Below are 15,941 nucleotides of genomic sequence, written 5' to 3'. Positions count from 1 at the left end.
TAAATGGAATTAACGAGCGACAAAACGTTAGACCAAGACCTGCGATGAATCCGCCTTACTCTGCGTAGATGCTCTGCAACAGCGCGTCATGGGCGCTGGCCTCATGCATGACCATCTCCGGCAGCAGCAATTTTGCCGAAGTGGCGATCTCGTCGATCAACGCCCGCGTCACGTCGGACAACGGGCTGGCGAACGCCGATATCAAACCGAAGAAAAACGGGATGTTGCAGGCAATCGGCCTGACCACCACGCCTTCCAACGGCACGCCCATCGCGGTAAAGGGATCGACCAACGCAACACCCAATCCGACCCTGGCCATCTGCATCGCGACCAACGAGGTGTTGGTATCAAGCATGCGCGCCGGTGGCCCGCCGGCATCGTGGAAGGCTTTGTCGACACGTCGACGAAACCGGTACGGATTGGCCATGGTGATCAAGGTCTGTTGCGCCAGCAGTTCCATGGACAGCACGTCGTGCGACGCCAGTTCGGAACTGGCCGACAACACCGCGACGCAGGGCGCCTCGCCGATCCAGTGAATCTCCAGCCCGCGATGTTCCAGCGGCAGGCTTACGGCGCCCAGGTCCATGGTTTTCGACAGCACTGCCTGCACCACATTTTCCGGCGACATGCTCTGCAACTGGATCTGCTGCGGACGCAGGCTATCCGGCAAACGTGCCAGCGCCGCAGGCAACAGCCCAAGCGCCAATGCCGAGATTGCGACCAATTTGATCTGATGATTTTCTTCCAGCGCGATGTGCTGCGCGCGTTGGCGAATGTTGCGAATGCCCAGCAGTGCGCTTTCGACTTCGGCGTACATCATGAACGCCTTGTGGGTAGGCGTGACCTTCGGCCCGCTGCGCTCGAACAAGGCAAAGCCGAGCTCTTGCTCCAGTTCCTGAATGACCCGGGTAACCGAAGGTTGGGAACGGCCGAGCATCTTTCCCGCTGCGGTGACACTGCCCGCCGACATCACAGCAGCGAAGGCTTCAAGCTGACGCAGATCCATAAGCACGCCTTGATCAATACAAAGACTGACAGGAGCACAGCACATAAGGCTCCCAAGTTCGAAGCGCGAAAGTCTACACACAGTTCACGCATATATCGCGTCAGCAGCCATTGCGCCCGGCCTCACGACGGCAACGCCCAGCCCTCTGCGCCATTTACCTCGATCTATACATATTCCCCAACGATATTTAAAAAATGATTTTTATATCTATAGAGTCGGCGAAAGTGCCATCTGCTGAATCGGTTAGCCCAGCCCCTTTACAACCACCCTGTCGAGTACATCAATGAAAGGCATCAAACTTCGTTCGTTGTCAGCCACCCTCGGTTCGGCCGCTTTGCTGAGCGCAGTGTTTGCCTCGTCTGCCATGGCCGGCCTGTTGGAAAAAGGTCGCAGCAGCGGGCTCACCGCGGGCATCGCCAACGAGCAGCCCTATGCGTATATCGGCACGGATGGAAACGTCACCGGTGCCAACGTTGAGGTGCTGCAGGCCATTTTGAAACCACTGGGCATCACCAAAATTGAGACGCCGATTACCGATTTCGGCTCGCTGGTTCCAGGCCTCGCCGCCGGGCGTTTCGATCTGATCGGCGCCGGCCTGTTCATCAACCCCGCTCGCTGCAAAGTCATTGGCTACTCCAACCCCGTCACGCATTCCGGCGGCGCGTTTATTGTCAAAGCGGGCAACCCGCTGAAGCTGCACAGCCTTAAGGATGTCGCCGCCAACGCGAAAGTACGCCTGGCCACGCAGACCGGCACCAATCAGGTTCAGGAGGCCAAGGACACTGGCATTGCCGCCAGCAACGTCATCCTGTTCGACAAAGACACCGAAGCACTGGCCGCGCTCCAGGCCGATCGCGTCGACGTGGTGTATTTCCCCGATGCCGAGATCAACAGCCTGGTGAAAAAAGCCAACAGCCCGGAGATCGAACGCGCCCTGCCCTTCAACCAGATTCCCGATGCCCAAGGCAAGCCGACCTGGAATTACCACGCCTATGGCCTGCCGAAAAACGATCCTGAGTTCACCCAGGCGTTCAACGACCAACTGGCGAAACTGCGTGCGTCCGGCGAACTGTTGAAGATTCTGCAGAAATACGGCTACACCGAAAATGAACTGCCGGAAGCCGATGTGACCGCTGCACAACGCTGCGCACTCTGACACTTACTGCACTGAGAGAACTTCGTTTTGCACAAGCACATCATCGGCGAAATCAGCACGTTGAGCTGGGGAACGCTGAGCTTTGATCCGCCCTTGCTGGCGGACCTGCAACTGCCGTATTTCGACATCCATGCGCCACTGCCCGGCCCGAAACTGGCGATCATCGCCGGTATAAGGCCATGTTGATCGAACCCGCGACGCTGGATACCGCCACGTTCATTGCCCGGCAGTTGGCCAAGGGAGCATTGACGACACTGGAAATCACCGTCCTTGCAGAGCTGGTGGTGTTGCTGATGTCCTTCGTCATCGCGCTGATGCGTCTTTCATCGTCGCGAGCCCTGCGCTGGATCGCCACGATCTATGTCGAAGTGCTGCGCGGTATCTCCGCACTGGTGCTGTTGTTCTACCTGTTTTTCATTTTGCCGTTGTTCGGCATCAGCCTGTCGCCGATGACCACGGGGGTGATCGGCCTGGGCCTGACATTCTCGGCCTATGGATCGGAAATCGTCCGCTCGGCGCTGATCAACGTCAGCCGTGGACAGCGCGATGCACTTCGGGCACTGGACTTTGGCCCTGTGACGGCATTTCGCCGCATCCTGTTGCCCCAGGCCCTGCCCTTCATGTTGCCGCCGTTGGGCAATCAGTTGGTGGAACTGATGAAAACCACCTCGCTGGTGTCATTGATTACCCTGAGCGACCTGACATTTTCCGGCGGGCAACTGGTGACCACCCTGGGCCAGCAAACGCTGATCTGGAGCATCGTGCTGGTGTGCTATTTCGTCATGGCCTGGCCAATGAGTTGGCTGGTTCGGCGTTATGAGCAACATGTCACCGCATGGCGACAGGACCGCACATCATGAATTTCGACTACGACTTTGCCTGGTCAATTCTGCCAGATCTGTTGCGAGGCCTGCTGGTCACCCTCCAAGTGGTGGTGCTCGGCTTTCTGCTCGCGGTGTTGTTGGGTCTGGTGTTGGCCATGGCCCAGCGATCGCAGGTCGCCATTGTCCATGCAGTGAGCAAGGGCTACCTGAGTTTTTTCCGCAACACGCCGTTGATGGTTCAGTTGTATGTGCTGTTCTTTGCCCTTCCGCTGGTGGGGATCACCCTGCCCGCGATCTCTACCGGGGTCATCGGACTGGGACTGTATTACGGCGCCTACATCGCCGAGGCCTATCGCGGAGCCATCGACGGGGTGCCGGCCGGACAATGGGAAGCCGCCAAGGCACTGGATTTCGATACCGCGACGACGTGGCAACGGATCGTCCTGCCCCAAGCGCTGAAACCGATGCTGCCGGTCCTCGGCAACTACCTGATCGGCATGTTCAAGGAAACCCCGCTGCTCGCCGTCATCACCATTCCGGAACTGTTTCAGGCGGCCAAGCAGATCGCTGGCATGACCTATCGCTACAACGAACCCTATACCGTCATGGCCCTGATGTTTCTCGCGATCAGCGTGCCGACTTCCCTATTTTTCAGATACCTCGAAAGGCGCAGCCATGACTGATCTCGCACACTCCCAAAGCCTCGCGCCGGCGCAGATTTCGCTCAAGCAGGTGGTAAAGAATTTTGGCAGCACACGGGTCATCGACCACCTCGACCTGAGCATCCCGCAAGGCCAGAAAGTCGCCTTGATCGGCCCCAGCGGCTCCGGGAAATCCACGGTTTTGCGTTTGATCAAAGGGCTCGAAACGTATCAGCATGGCAGCATTGAAGTCGCTGGCGCGGCGGTGCCCGTCAAACGCTCGGGCTGGCGCTGGCCAGGCGCCGCAAGAGCGCCCGTGGTGCATCGCGTGGGCATGGTTTTCCAGCAGTTCAACCTGTTCCCGCACCTGACGGTTCAGGAAAACATTACCGAGGCGCCCTTCCGGGTATTGAAACTCAGCCGCGAAGAAGCCAACGCCCGCGCAGAGCAATACTTGGGGCTGGTCGGTTTAAGCCACAAGGCCGACGCGTTCCCGAGCCAACTGTCAGGCGGCCAACAGCAACGCGTGGCGATCGCCCGAGCCTTGGCGATGCGCCCGCAAGTCATGCTGTTTGACGAAGTCACCTCTGCGCTGGACCCGGAACTGGTCGGCGAGGTGTTGGCGGTCATCCGCGCCATCGCCCATGAGCAGCAGATGACCATGTTGTTGGTGACCCATGAAATGAAGTTCGCCCAGGACATCGCTGATCGGGTGTTGTTTATGGAAGCCGGGAAAATTGTCGCCGATGGTTCGCCGAGGCAAATATTGGTCAATCCTGACAACGAGCGGACCCGACGTTTTCTGAACCTGGTCGAACAGCGTTAATGCTTGATCACGGCTGCTGAATCTCTTCTCTAACTCATGACAAGGACGAATGACATGTCGAGACTGAAAAACAAATACGCGTTGATCACGGGCGGCACCTCCGGCATCGGCCTGGAAACCGCTCGCCAGTTTTTGGCGCAAGGTGCAACGGTCGCGATCACCGGGCGCAGCGAAAGCGCACTGGCGGCGGCCCGGCAAGAACTGGGCGACGCCGTCCTGGCGATTCAAAGTGATGCCGGCGATACGGCCAGCCAACGGACGCTGGCACGCAAACTCGCCGGGCTGTGGCCTCGGCTGGATGTGCTGTTCGTCAACGCCGGTGACGTCACTCATCGGTCGATCGAGGACTGGGATGAGTCGGCATGGGATCAGCTCATGCAAACCAATCTCAAAGGACCGTTCTTCCTGATCCAGGCGCTGTTGCCTTTACTGGCAAACCCCTCGTCAGTGATTCTTTGCGGCTCTGTCAGCGCCAGGATCGGCCTTGCGCAGAGCAGTGCGTATGCCGCGAGCAAGGCCGGACTGCTTTCATTGGCGCGGACACTGTCGGGCGAGTTGATTGAGCGCGGCATCCGCGTCAACGGGCTAAGCCCGGGGCCGACTGAAACAGCGGCCCTGAGCAAACTGGGCCTGCCCGCCGCAGAGCAGGAAGCGTTGCGCGAGAGAATCCGTCAGCTGGTCCCCATCGGGCGCCTGGGAACCCCGTGGGAGTTGGCCAAGGCGGCGGTCTATCTGGCTTCAGACGAATCGACATTCGTCGTGGGGACCGAATTGCTGGTGGATGGCGGCGTCGGCAATTTGTGAAGATCAAACGCCTGCCCGCGCCGATGTTCTGATGTGGCTGAAAACAACCGCAACCGATCTGAGCGCGCGCTCAAGTTACCTTCCAGGGATTCTCCCGCCACTTGTTCCAAGGGCTGAAAAAGCTGAAGTTAAAGCACCATGTGCCTCCGGAATCCGGACTTGATTGTCACGGAGAAACAGCATCCTCCGATCCGCTTTTTGCACGATCTGCACAACATGGCAAAAATTCAAATTGCAATTTTGAGGTGTTTTATTACACCCTTGTCATGGGACAGAGGCATCTGGCCATTACACCAAGGGAGAGAACATGTCTGCAATCACGAAGAGCCAACTCGCCTATACCTACAGCTGGTCGGCAGATTCAGGGGATAATCCTCATTACATCGGCAAACCGGATCAAGATAAAGTGGATCGGAACGAAGGCTATGAGGTGCTGCGTTTTCTTAATAGCATCTGCTCGGAGAAGGCCCAGGCACTGAACGCTGAGCGTCTGATCAAGACCAAGCTGCCTGACACCGTTCATAAGCGTTCTGAAATATTGAAATGGCTTATTGATAACTGGCAAAAATAAGATCGTCTCGGGCTGCGGACCCAAGCCAGCAGGACGCAGCCCACAAAATCAAAACACATCCAGCCTTCTTCGGCGTCCTGCCGACCGTATACATCCCAAAGCCAAACAGCTCTTCGCCCCGCCCTCGCCGGCCCTCCTCGGCGCCTGCGCAATTGATATGTACCAAGCCCCCAGCTTCAACGCACGATATTGCGTGTGAACGTGGTACGAAGGCTGGATTGGCGAGCCACTCTACTGGCGATAACTGATCAACAACAAAGCGGCCGCCACCGAGTTCGGCGCTGGCGGGCGATAGCGAAAACACTGAAGTGTCGATAGTATTGCTTGCTGCAAAAGTGGTTAATCTTCCGCAAGCCAATGCCCTACCGCCCTGGCATAAGGGGCAACAGGTGCCGGGACAACGTTCACCACCTCTAACTCAATTCGCACTGCGGACCATCGGCGCGCCAGACGATACTGAAGGATTTCAAGATGAAGACAATCAGATGGATGGGTGATTCCACCACCATCGGCGCCACAAAACTCCCCGATGAGAGTTGGGTTGTCGCACCCGATAATACCGTCTACACGGCGACAAGACTGCTCAAGGCGAAGTTTGGCGAGTCGTCCGTTGTCAGCCACAACGACGGGACGAGTTCCAGCGGCATCGCCGACTGGTATAGCGGTTCTCCGGCAACTGCGACAAAACCGACAATGCCATCGATGGAGGCACGTTTTGCCACGCCGGAGTACCAGGCCATGGACATCGGTGTGCTGGAAATTGGAATTAACGACGCTACCAAGTCCACCAGTGCTGCAGACTTCGGCTGGTATCTACAGAAGATCAAAGAGACTTTCGAAGCACACGGAAAGGTATTGGTGGTATGCACGCCAAACCCAATCAATCATCCAAATCTGCAGCAGCTATCCAACATTCAAGTGGCTATCGAAAGCTTTGCGTCGTGGTTCAATGTCCCGTTAATCGACTACTACCGCGTGATTTACGACTATCAGCCGAACTGGCGCAATTTGATGGCGGATAATGGTCACCCGGGGAACATACTTTACAGCGTCAAGGGCTCGATAGCCGCCGGCGTCCTGGATGGGCTGATGAGCTGATAATTGACACGCCGACGTTCGTCGCCGGCCTGGCTCATCTACCCGAAACCATTGGCTCAGGCGACTTTCAGTATCTCTACACGCACCCGCCCATCAGCCATGTGATGAAGATAGTCGCGCCATTTTATGAAGGCTTGCTGCTGTCTGCTGGAGGCTTCCTGCCACCGGGTGCCGCCGATGAAATTGACCGGGATGGACATCATCAGGGCGGTCGCATCGTCAAGCTCATCAATGAGCTCGCGCCCATTGGGTACTTCGAGAATTAGTGATCGCATAGGAACCTGTTTTTTTGGGGCTACTACATCGACTTGCCAACTGCCTGATCGTGCGAGAGTTCCGATGAACGGCCTCATCTAATTCCCCTTTCTGCCGATGCGCGCGACAAACTTCGCGCGCAATCGATTCTGGATCGCGCGACCTGACTCAACTTTTCACTCCCTGCTGGCTTTGGGTATCGCTATACGGTTGCTGGTCTTGACCTCGCGCAACGCCAGGCTGGACTGGATCGAGGCAATGCCCACCTGACGCCGTAGTACCTGCTCGATAAAGTCACTGTAGCTATCAAGATCCTCTGCCAACACTTGCAGCACGTAATCGGCATCCCCGGTGATCTTGTGGCAGGACAACACTTCCGGCAGTTGCGCAATCACCGCCTCGAAGGCGTCCGGAGCGTGGTCGGCATGGGTGGAGAAACGGATATGCACGAACGCCAGGATATCGAGCCCCAGCATGCGTCGATCAAGGTTGGCCTGATAGCCCTTGATCACGCCCGCCTCCTCCATTCGCTTACGCCGCCGCCAGCACGGCGTCAGGCTTAATGACAGACGTTCACTGAGATCGGCGTTGGAGATACTCGCATCCTCTTGCAGCAGCGCGAGTATCGCCAGGTCGGTGTCGTCGAGACTGATGCGTTTGGATGTTTTTTTCTTCATTTCGCCATTCCTGAGTAAAACCTCCCGCAATATCCACCAAAGCCTGAATAAAAAGCAAAGAATTCGCCTCCGTACCAGAACAAAATATTTGCACTGGTTCACATCAACGGATGCGCACAATGTTTACAGTTTTCAGTGATTCCCACCGTTTGCACCACGGCACCGAATTAAAAGATGGCGTGCTCAAGCCATCTTTTGAACAGCCGAGTCGCGCCGATACCGTGCATCATCGGGTCAAGCAGGTAGGGCTTGGCCAGATCATCGAACCGCGAGCGTTTGACCGCTCCTGTTATGTCAACGCGCACAGCGAGCGCTACGTTGCCTTTCTGGAATCCGCCTGGTCTGAATGGTGCGCAACCGGGCGCACCCACGATGCCTTGCCGCTGGTATGGCCAGTGCGCGATCTGGCCAACGAGCAAGTGCCGACGTTCATCGACGGCAAGCTGGGTTTCTACGCCATGGACGCCGGCTCGCCGATTACCGCCACCACTTGGCAAGCGGTGAAAACCAGCGCCGATATCGCGCTGACCGGGCTGGCGCTGATCGATGAAGGTCACGACAGTGCCTTTGCCCTGTGCCGACCACCCGGCCATCACGCGGCACGCGAATACATGGGCGGTTATTGCTATCTCAACAACGCAGCGATTGCCGCACAGCAGGCCATTACCCAAGGCGCCGAACGTGTCGCCGTGCTGGACGTCGACTTTCATCATGGCAACGGCACCCAGAACATTTTCTACGGGCGCAGCGACGTCATGTTTGTCTCGCTGCACGGCGAACCCAGTGTCTCTTATCCGTACTACTCAGGCTTCAGCCATGAAGTCGGCGCCGGCCAAGGCGAAGGCTACAACCTCAACTATCCATTGCCGAAAAACACCACCTGGGAAAGCTACCGCAACGCCTTGCTCCACGCCTGCAAGAAACTCCAGCAATTTGCCCCTGAAGTGCTGGTTATCTCACTCGGCGTCGACACGTTCAAGGACGACCCCATCAGCCATTTCCTGCTGGAAAGCGAAGATTTCGTCGGCATCGGCGAGCTGATCGCGGGCGTTGGCTGCCCCACCCTGTTTGTGATGGAAGGCGGCTACATGGTCGATGAAATCGGCATCAATGCAGTCAACGTGCTGCATGGCTACGAGAGCAAACGCGCCTGAATCGCAGCGCTTCAACCACTGAATCGGAGAATAAAAACATGACTCTTTTCGTAGACGTCGATCATGTCGCACGCCTGTTCGCCAAGGTCGGAATCCGCCGCGCCATCCGCGAAATGGCGGCGTACATCGAAGCCGACTATTCGCGCTGGGCACAGTTTGATAAGTCGCCCCGCACCGCCAATCATTCGGCCGACGGTGTGATCGAGTTGATGCCGACCGACGATGGCCAGCAGTACTCGTTCAAATACGTGAATGGCCACCCGGACAACGGTCAAAGGAACTTGCTTACGGTCATGGCCTTCGGGGTTCTGGCCGACGTTCACAGTGGCTATCCGACCTTGCTCAGTGAACTGACGCTGACCACCGCCGTGCGCACTGCCGCGACCTCTGCCCTGGTTGCGAAGTCCCTGGCACGTCCCGATGCAAGCATCATGGCAATCATCGGCAACGGCGCGCAGAGCGAATTCCAGGCCCTCGCCTTCCATGAAATGCTGTCGATCAAGGAACTGCGCATTTTCGATATCGACCGCGAGGCGTCACTCAAGTTGAAGCACAACCTGAGCGCATTCCCGGACATCAAGGTGATTCTGGCCAGCTCGGTACAGGACGCGGTCAAGGGCGCGCACATCGTCACCACCGTCACCGCGGACAAAGCCTACGCGACGATTCTGACCCCCGAGATGATCGAGCCCGGCATGCACATCAACGCGGTCGGCGGTGACTGCCCGGGTAAAACCGAACTGCACGCCGACATTCTGCGCAGTGCCCGGGTGATCGTTGAGTTTGAAGCGCAGACCCGGATTGAAGGCGATATCCAGCAACTGGAGCCCGACTTCCCCGTCATAGAGTTTTTCCGAATTGTCCAGGGCGAAGTCCCGGGCCGCGAGAGCGATGCACAAGTCACCGTGTTCGATTCGGTGGGCTTTGCCCTGGAAGACTTTTCGTCCCTGCGCTACGTGCACGACCTGGCGCGGGAGCATGCCATCGGCGAGCGCATCCATCTGGTGCCGACGCCAGCCAACATAAAAAACCTCTATCAACTGCTGGACCCGCAGCCCGCAACCGCCGCTTCGCGCCTGCGCACAGTCAGCTGATAGCCATCGATGACGCCCCCTGAGCAAAGCGCCAGGGGGTCACCCTGCCACGCCAAACCACCACCGTGAGTAACCGTTGCACCCCTAACAAGAACGTCAGACACCCACTTTTCTGCCAAAACTCAAAAACATAAAATCAAGAGGTTTTGTAATGAAATCGACTCCAGCCGAACGGGTTGAACAGCCCGCGTTGCAGCGCACGCTCAGCAATCGACACATTCAATTAATGGCCATGGGAGGCGCCATCGGTACCGGCCTGTTCATGGGTTCCGGAAAGATCATTGCCCTCTCTGGCACCTCGATCATCCTGATTTATATGATCATCGGGTTGTTCGTCTACTTCGTCATGCGCGCCATGGGCGAACTGTTGCTCTCCAACCTGAACTTCAAAACCTTCGCCGATTTTGCCGGCGCCTACCTCGGCCCGCGAGCGGCGTTCTTCCTCGGCTGGTCGTATTGGCTGAGCTGGAGTGTCGCGGTGGTGGGCGATGCCGTCGTGGTCGGCGGATTCTTCCAGTACTGGTTCCCGGATGTGCCCGCGTGGATCCCGGCCATCGGGATGTTGATGACGCTGTTCGCTTTGAACGTGCTGACCGTCAGGCTCTTCGGTGAAGTGGAGTTCTGGTTTGCGATCATCAAAATCATTGCCGTCGTCACCCTGATCGGCGTCAGCATCGTGATGATTGCCAGCTCATTCGTGTCCCCCAGTGGCGTGACGGCATCGCTGAATCATCTGCTGGATAAACAGGCAGCCTTTCCCAACGGCCTGTTTGGTTTCTTTGCCGGGTTCCAGATGGCGATCTTCTCCTTTGCCGGCACCGAGCTGATCGGCACCGCAGCCGCCGAAACCCGCGCCCCCGAGAAGACCCTGCCCAAAGCCATCAACTCGATTCCGCTGAGAATCATCCTGTTCTATGTGCTGGCACTGACGTGCATTATTGCGGTGACCTCGTGGCAACAGGTGTCGCCGAACAAGAGCCCTTTCGTTGAACTGTTTCTGGTTGCAGGGTTTCCCGCCGCCGCCGGCATCGTCAATTTTGTGGTGCTGACGTCGGCTGCTTCATCGGCCAACAGCGGCGTGTTTTCTTCCAGCCGCATGTTGTTTGGCCTGGCCAGTCAAGACAACGCTCCCGGGATTTTCCGGCGCCTGTCGGGCAATAGCGTGCCGCTGCTGAGCCTGGCGTTTACCACGCTGTTGATGCTGATAGGTGTGCTGCTGTTGTTCATCGTGCCAGAGGTGATGACCGCGTTTACCATCGTCTCGACCGTGTCGGCAATCCTGGTGATTTTCACCTGGTCGACCATCCTCGCGTCGTACATTGCCTATCGCAAACGCCGGCCCGACCTGCATGCGCAATCCATCTACAAGATGCCTGGCGGCGTGCCGATGGCCTGGTTCTCGCTGGCGTTCCTGGGCTTTGTCCTGTGCCTTCTGGCACTCAGACCTGACACGCGCATTGCCTTGATGGTCATGCCGGGCTGGTTCATCTGGCTGGCCATTGCTTATCAGCTGACCCATTCCAGAAAGCTGAGATCCGCTGTGGTTTCGGCGAATCTTTAACCCGAAAAACAAAATCCCCATGTGTTTCCTTCGTTCTTACTGACGTCGCAGTTCTTCACTGCCCGTTCCTGTACGTCTGGAGTTTTCCCATGCCCTCGCCCAAATCCTTGCCCGCTGCGCTGCTGGGCCTGGCGCTTGTTTGTCCAGCCTTCGCCGAAGCCGAAGGCCTGGAGCTTGGACAGGTGCTGATTGGCGCGGAGGATTTGAGCGGTGAAGACGCGTCAGTGGAGAACGCCAAGGCGCGGCTTGCGGAGGTCCCCGGCGGCACTAACGTGGTTGACCTGCGCCGCCCGTTGCAGGGCCGCGTGGCCAGTAATCAGGATGTGCTGGCGTATCAGCCGGGGGTGTACGCCCAGTCGGCGGGGAATGAAGGGGTGAAGATTTCGGTTCGGGGTTCGGGCATCAACCGGGCACCGGGCGCGCATGCTTCGGGGTTGTACGCGATGCTCGACGGCTTGCCTTTGACCGGCCCCGGTGGCACGCCGTATGAATTGCTCGAACCGTTGTGGCTCGACCATGTGGAAGTGCTGCGCGGCGCCAACGGTTTCGACCGGGGCGCCCTGGCCTTGGGCGGGGCCATCGATTACGTCAGCCACACCGGCTACAACGCACCGAAGTTGCAGGTGCGTTACGCGATGGGCAGCCATGGTTATCAGCAGCGCCAGATCAGCTCCGGGCAGGTGCTGGGCAACTTCGACTACTACGTCGCCATGACCGATGCGCGCGCCGATGGCTATCAGGATCACACCGCCAGCGAGAGCCAGGGTGTGATCGCCAACTTCGGTTATCGCTTCAATCCGAACCTGGAAACGCGTTTCTACCTGCGCTATCGCCAGACCGACAACGACCTCGCCGGCCGCGTGACCAAGCACTCCATCGAGCATGATCCACGCGCAGCCAACCCCGCCTACGTGACGCGAGACGACAGCCGCAAGCAACCCGGCAGCACCTTTTTCGGCAACAAGACCACGTACTACATCGATGACGATTCGAGCATCCAGACCGGCCTGGTCTACCACGACTATCCGATGGATTTGCGCGAGGGACCGAACCGCTTGAAGGTCGCCTACTCGGACGTCAGCGGCACGTTCGACTACAAACGCCGCGACACGCTTTGGGGCCTGGAAAGCCGTAGCACTGTGGGTTTGCGCGTGACCAAGCATCTGCCGAATGACGGCGCCAGTGAACTAGTGCGCATCCCCACCGGCAACACTGCTGGCTACGCGCCGGGCACGCACATCCGCAACTTCACTTATCAAGGTTCGGACACCGTCCTGCATGTGGGCAATGACCTGGAAATCGCCGATGACCTGTGGCTGACCACCGGCCTCGCCGCGATTTACACCCGTCGCGAAAGCGCCGTGACCTACCCGCAAGACGGAGGCAAGACCAGCCAGAACGACTGGGACTACGCCCCGCGCCTCGGCCTGCGCTGCCAACTGACACCTGATCTGCAACTGTTCGGCAACCTCAGTCGCTCGGTCGAAGCACCGCATCCCTGGTCGTTGATCTACAGCTCCAACATTCGATTCCCGGCCGGCAGCGGTGCCGCCACCGGCGCCCAGCGCGATCCGATCAAGCTGCAAAACCAGACCGCTACCACTCTGGAACTCGGCGGTCGCGGCGACAGCACGATGGGGCAATGGAGCCTGGCCTGGTATTACGCCCAAGTGCACCACGAATTGCTCTCGGTATTACCGGACGCCAACGCCACCACGCCTTACGAACTCAACGCCAGCCCCACCGTGCACCAAGGCGTCGAAGCCAGCCTGCAGAGCAATCTATGGTCGCGGGACGACGGCGGCCACTTGAGCCTGCGCCAGAGCTATACCTTCAGCGACTTCCACTACCGCGACGACGACCGCTTCGGCGACAACCGCTTGCCGGGCCTGCCGATGCACTATTACCAGGGCGAGCTGCGCTACGACTGGCCCCAGGGGTTCTTCACTGCACTCAACACGCAGTGGGTGTCCAAGGTCGCAGTGGATTACGCCAACAGTTACTACGCCGATCCATACGCGACCTTCGGTGCAACCCTCGGCTACAACGCCCCCAAGGGCGACTGGCAGACCTGGCTGGACCTGCGCAACCTGACCAACAAGCACTACGCCGCCACCGTCACACCGGGCTACGACGACAAAGGTCTGGACGCCGCACGCTCGACGCCGGGCGAGGGTCTGGGCGTCTACGTCGGGATGTCGTGGAGTTTGCTCTGAGACCTTCGCGCGGGGCTATCACTTAATTCCCGCGACTTGGCCTGCCCCTCCCGAAAAGGAAGAGTCGGCTGTCGAGCCCGATACCGAGGATGAGCGCTGAGTTGCCGGAACGCCGATTCCCCTGTTAACTCTCCGGGTCGCAAGACCCGCCTGCTTTGAGATCGCCCATCTATTGCCGAGGTAACGGTGCCCCACTCTTCCGATCAACACGCTGACGAAAAAAGCCTGCCGCGATTATTGCTCGATCTGCTTTGGCAAATCGCCGTGCTGTTGATCCCGATTTTCCTCGTGACGGTCATACCGTTGCTGTGGGCGCTCGGTGTGGTGCTGGTTTGTGCGGCCTTGATGTGGCTGACCGCACGGCTTGGCTGGTTACGAACCGGTCGAGGGGTCGCAAGGTTAATGACCTCCGCCGCCATCGGACTGGGTTTTAATCTGGGCCGGGCGTTGCCGGCGTACTGGGACATTGCGGGGGCGGCGGTCGTAATGTTCTTCGGACTGGCGTGCGTCAGTCATCTGGAAAAACGCTTTGGCTTGGTCGAAAAGACGTCGGCCAAGCCGTCACCGCTGTCGGGAGGTCAGTCTTCCGGCGGCGCCAGTGCCTGGGGCGGGGACGAACCCCGACAAACTCCCGAGGGCGAACCCATCAGGGTGTTCAACTACAGTGAAATCGCCATGGGCGGACCGGTCCTGTGCGACTACCTGTTCCCCGATGGCGTGCTTCTCCAGGGCCTTGGATCGTCGGCGCGGTTCTCCAATGACGGACGTTATTTCGCTGCCCCCTTACCCTCGCGCCAGGCTTGGGGCTTGGTGATTCTGGATCGCCAGTTGCGTCAGCTCTATCTGTGTTCCTGCGATGAATTCTGGGAACTGGATGCCTTTAACAACGGCACGCTGAGTGGGCGTTACAGCCCGCTCCTGGACAATGGCGCACGGCAAATCAGCCTGGAGCAACTGCTGGCGACGGCTGAACGGATCGATCTGGTGCCCGTTGCTGACCTATGGCTCGAGCCGGGTGACTGGCTAACAAACCTCGCTCACGAAACGCTCCGACATACGTCTCCCGATGCTCAGCAACACCTGGATGCCCACCTGGCGCTGCCGGCGAGCTTGCGCGAATTGCCGCAGCCTTGCGACCCGTTGAGGTACCCGGAATACCGCGTGGACATCAACGGTGAGCCCACTTCGTTACTGATCAGGGCCGATACCGCAATCATCTGGAATCCCGATAGCCGCTCTTTCGGTTGCCGTGCGCGAATGGGTGAAGACCAAGCGCTCGACTATTGGCTCTGGCACGCGGACCGTGGCTGGCAAACCCTGCCGTGCCCATGGATAGCCGCTGACAGCGAACCCTCGATGGGATGGAGCGAATCCCTGGCGCTGGATGACCATTACCTACGGCTATCGTCCTACTTCGACTATCCCCAGCCTGATCACGGCCTCTACGGTTATGGCTTGCACAGCATCCACAGCGACTGCGACTCCCAGGTCGGTCATGCGCCGAACGGCCGGATACAGGTTGCGGAGCGGCTGCTGACTCAAGTGCAGTTGGCCGTGCCGCTGGCGGGTGATGGACAGCGCGGCGCGACGATGCTCGAGTCGGCACCCGTGACGGGCAAGACGCGGGCTCACTTTCGCTGGCAGCAAGACAACAGCCTGGGACTCGGGGGTTATACCTGCACGATTGGCGATTGGACGTTACCGGGCGTCTGGTTGCTCGATCATCGCGTTTCAGACACCGGACGCTACATCGCCCTGATCCCGTTCACTCTGCCGCCCGCTTCCGCTGGTTACGTAGTGGTAGCCGACGCTCAGGAACGACAATTGCTGAACAGTCCGCCTCTGCTGGCCGCACGCTTGCTGGACTTCCGTGGACCGCGATTGAGCCTGGCAGTGATTCGCGGTCGCCTGGATCAGGATCGGCCCAGCAGTCCGTTGCAGCGCTTCGATCAATCGCCCCCGAGGCGGACGATGCCGCTGAATTTTCTCAGTATCGACCGGACTCGCGACTTTACTACGAGCAGTGCGAGCTGGAAGTCAGCCAACAAGGCCTGAGCG

The 15,941-nt window shown here is 58.7% G+C and carries 16 protein-coding genes; 13 read left to right on the top strand and 3 right to left on the bottom strand.

The features are described from left to right. Positions 1 to 55 precede the first annotated feature (55 nt). On the bottom strand, positions 56 to 1,006 hold the full coding sequence (locus LOY68_RS14350) for a LysR family transcriptional regulator (RefSeq protein ID WP_163909893.1): 951 nt from the start codon (positions 1,004 to 1,006) through the stop codon (positions 56 to 58). 283 nt (positions 1,007 to 1,289) lie between these two features. Between LOY68_RS14350 and ehuB the strand changes: the two genes are divergently transcribed. The 8 genes from ehuB (at position 1,290) to LOY68_RS14310 (ending at position 6,926) form a co-directional block, all read left to right on the top strand. Further along, the gene (gene ehuB / locus LOY68_RS14345) at positions 1,290 to 2,162 is read left to right on the top strand and encodes an ectoine/hydroxyectoine ABC transporter substrate-binding protein EhuB (RefSeq protein WP_265045379.1); all 873 of its coding nucleotides are present in this window, start codon (positions 1,290 to 1,292) and stop codon (positions 2,160 to 2,162) included. 27 nt (positions 2,163 to 2,189) lie between these two features. Continuing rightward, positions 2,190 to 2,348 (top strand): hypothetical protein, encoded by a 159-nt coding sequence (locus LOY68_RS14340; protein ID WP_265045378.1) that lies wholly within the window; start codon positions 2,190 to 2,192, stop codon positions 2,346 to 2,348. Next, the gene (gene ehuC / locus LOY68_RS14335; RefSeq protein WP_265045376.1) at positions 2,342 to 3,022 is read left to right on the top strand and encodes an ectoine/hydroxyectoine ABC transporter permease subunit EhuC; all 681 of its coding nucleotides are present in this window, start codon (positions 2,342 to 2,344) and stop codon (positions 3,020 to 3,022) included. The genes LOY68_RS14340 and ehuC overlap by 7 nt, the downstream gene beginning before the upstream one ends. Continuing rightward, positions 3,019 to 3,669 (top strand): ectoine/hydroxyectoine ABC transporter permease subunit EhuD, encoded by a 651-nt coding sequence (ehuD, locus tag LOY68_RS14330; protein ID WP_265045374.1) that lies wholly within the window; start codon positions 3,019 to 3,021, stop codon positions 3,667 to 3,669. Before ehuC ends, ehuD begins: the two co-directional genes overlap by 4 nt. Further along, positions 3,662 to 4,453, top strand: coding sequence for an amino acid ABC transporter ATP-binding protein (locus LOY68_RS14325; protein WP_163909890.1), 792 nt, complete (start codon positions 3,662 to 3,664; stop codon positions 4,451 to 4,453). The genes ehuD and LOY68_RS14325 overlap by 8 nt, the downstream gene beginning before the upstream one ends. Before the next feature lie 54 nt (positions 4,454 to 4,507). Continuing rightward, a complete protein-coding gene (locus LOY68_RS14320; protein ID WP_265045373.1) occupies positions 4,508 to 5,257 on the top strand; it encodes an SDR family oxidoreductase in 750 nt (249 codons plus the stop codon). Between the two features lie 307 nt (positions 5,258 to 5,564). Next, positions 5,565 to 5,828: a hypothetical protein gene (locus tag LOY68_RS14315; RefSeq protein WP_163909888.1), complete on the top strand. Its 264-nt coding sequence runs from the start codon at positions 5,565 to 5,567 to the stop codon at positions 5,826 to 5,828. A 471-nt stretch (positions 5,829 to 6,299) separates the two neighbouring features. After that, a complete protein-coding gene (locus tag LOY68_RS14310; protein WP_163909887.1) occupies positions 6,300 to 6,926 on the top strand; it encodes an SGNH/GDSL hydrolase family protein in 627 nt (208 codons plus the stop codon). Positions 6,927 to 6,982: 56 nt separating this feature from the next. On the opposite strand, the gene LOY68_RS14305 is transcribed toward LOY68_RS14310, so the two are convergent. Both LOY68_RS14305 and LOY68_RS14300 read right to left on the bottom strand, forming a co-directional pair. Then, positions 6,983 to 7,279 (bottom strand): hypothetical protein, encoded by a 297-nt coding sequence (locus tag LOY68_RS14305; protein WP_265045370.1) that lies wholly within the window; start codon positions 7,277 to 7,279, stop codon positions 6,983 to 6,985. A 78-nt stretch (positions 7,280 to 7,357) separates the two neighbouring features. After that, the gene (locus tag LOY68_RS14300) at positions 7,358 to 7,858 is read right to left on the bottom strand and encodes an Lrp/AsnC family transcriptional regulator (RefSeq protein ID WP_054614961.1); all 501 of its coding nucleotides are present in this window, start codon (positions 7,856 to 7,858) and stop codon (positions 7,358 to 7,360) included. Between the two features lie 119 nt (positions 7,859 to 7,977). Between LOY68_RS14300 and LOY68_RS14295 the strand changes: the two genes are divergently transcribed. The 5 genes from LOY68_RS14295 (at position 7,978) to LOY68_RS14275 (ending at position 15,938) form a co-directional block, all read left to right on the top strand. Then, on the top strand, positions 7,978 to 9,012 hold the full coding sequence (locus tag LOY68_RS14295) for a histone deacetylase family protein (RefSeq protein ID WP_163909872.1): 1,035 nt from the start codon (positions 7,978 to 7,980) through the stop codon (positions 9,010 to 9,012). A 38-nt stretch (positions 9,013 to 9,050) separates the two neighbouring features. Continuing rightward, entirely contained in the window at positions 9,051 to 10,106 is a 1,056-nt protein-coding gene (locus tag LOY68_RS14290) for an ornithine cyclodeaminase (RefSeq protein ID WP_265045368.1), read from the top strand. A gap of 151 nt (positions 10,107 to 10,257) precedes the next feature. Beyond that, entirely contained in the window at positions 10,258 to 11,667 is a 1,410-nt protein-coding gene (locus LOY68_RS14285) for an amino acid permease (protein WP_163909870.1), read from the top strand. An 89-nt stretch (positions 11,668 to 11,756) separates the two neighbouring features. After that, complete coding sequence (locus LOY68_RS14280) at positions 11,757 to 13,883, top strand: TonB-dependent receptor family protein (protein WP_265045366.1); 2,127 nt, start codon at positions 11,757 to 11,759, stop codon at positions 13,881 to 13,883. Between the two features lie 186 nt (positions 13,884 to 14,069). After that, positions 14,070 to 15,938, top strand: coding sequence for a hypothetical protein (locus LOY68_RS14275; protein ID WP_265045364.1), 1,869 nt, complete (start codon positions 14,070 to 14,072; stop codon positions 15,936 to 15,938). Positions 15,939 to 15,941 lie beyond the last annotated feature (3 nt).

Origin of the sequence: Pseudomonas sp. B21-053 (assembly GCF_026016365.1) — a bacterium.
Taxonomy (GTDB): Bacteria; Pseudomonadota; Gammaproteobacteria; order Pseudomonadales; family Pseudomonadaceae; genus Aquipseudomonas; species Aquipseudomonas nunensis.
The sequence above is the reverse complement of the archived record's forward strand: the minus strand, read 5'-3'. Positions and strand labels throughout refer to the sequence as shown.

Bases quoted from the DNA above. Each gene is read 5' to 3' on its own strand.
- LOY68_RS14350 (WP_163909893.1), bottom strand. From the start codon at position 1,006: ATGGATCTGCGTCAGCTTGAAGCCTTCGCTGCTGTGATGTCGGCGGGC.
- ehuB (WP_265045379.1), top strand. From the start codon at position 1,290: ATGAAAGGCATCAAACTTCGTTCGTTGTCAGCCACCCTCGGTTCGGCC.
- ehuC (WP_265045376.1), top strand. From the start codon at position 2,342: ATGTTGATCGAACCCGCGACGCTGGATACCGCCACGTTCATTGCCCGG.
- ehuD (WP_265045374.1), top strand. From the start codon at position 3,019: ATGAATTTCGACTACGACTTTGCCTGGTCAATTCTGCCAGATCTGTTG.
- LOY68_RS14325 (WP_163909890.1), top strand. From the start codon at position 3,662: ATGACTGATCTCGCACACTCCCAAAGCCTCGCGCCGGCGCAGATTTCG.
- LOY68_RS14320 (WP_265045373.1), top strand. From the start codon at position 4,508: ATGTCGAGACTGAAAAACAAATACGCGTTGATCACGGGCGGCACCTCC.
- LOY68_RS14315 (WP_163909888.1), top strand. From the start codon at position 5,565: ATGTCTGCAATCACGAAGAGCCAACTCGCCTATACCTACAGCTGGTCG.
- LOY68_RS14310 (WP_163909887.1), top strand. From the start codon at position 6,300: ATGAAGACAATCAGATGGATGGGTGATTCCACCACCATCGGCGCCACA.
- LOY68_RS14305 (WP_265045370.1), bottom strand. From the start codon at position 7,279: ATGAGGCCGTTCATCGGAACTCTCGCACGATCAGGCAGTTGGCAAGTC.
- LOY68_RS14300 (WP_054614961.1), bottom strand. From the start codon at position 7,858: ATGAAGAAAAAAACATCCAAACGCATCAGTCTCGACGACACCGACCTG.
- LOY68_RS14295 (WP_163909872.1), top strand. From the start codon at position 7,978: ATGTTTACAGTTTTCAGTGATTCCCACCGTTTGCACCACGGCACCGAA.
- LOY68_RS14290 (WP_265045368.1), top strand. From the start codon at position 9,051: ATGACTCTTTTCGTAGACGTCGATCATGTCGCACGCCTGTTCGCCAAG.
- LOY68_RS14285 (WP_163909870.1), top strand. From the start codon at position 10,258: ATGAAATCGACTCCAGCCGAACGGGTTGAACAGCCCGCGTTGCAGCGC.
- LOY68_RS14280 (WP_265045366.1), top strand. From the start codon at position 11,757: ATGCCCTCGCCCAAATCCTTGCCCGCTGCGCTGCTGGGCCTGGCGCTT.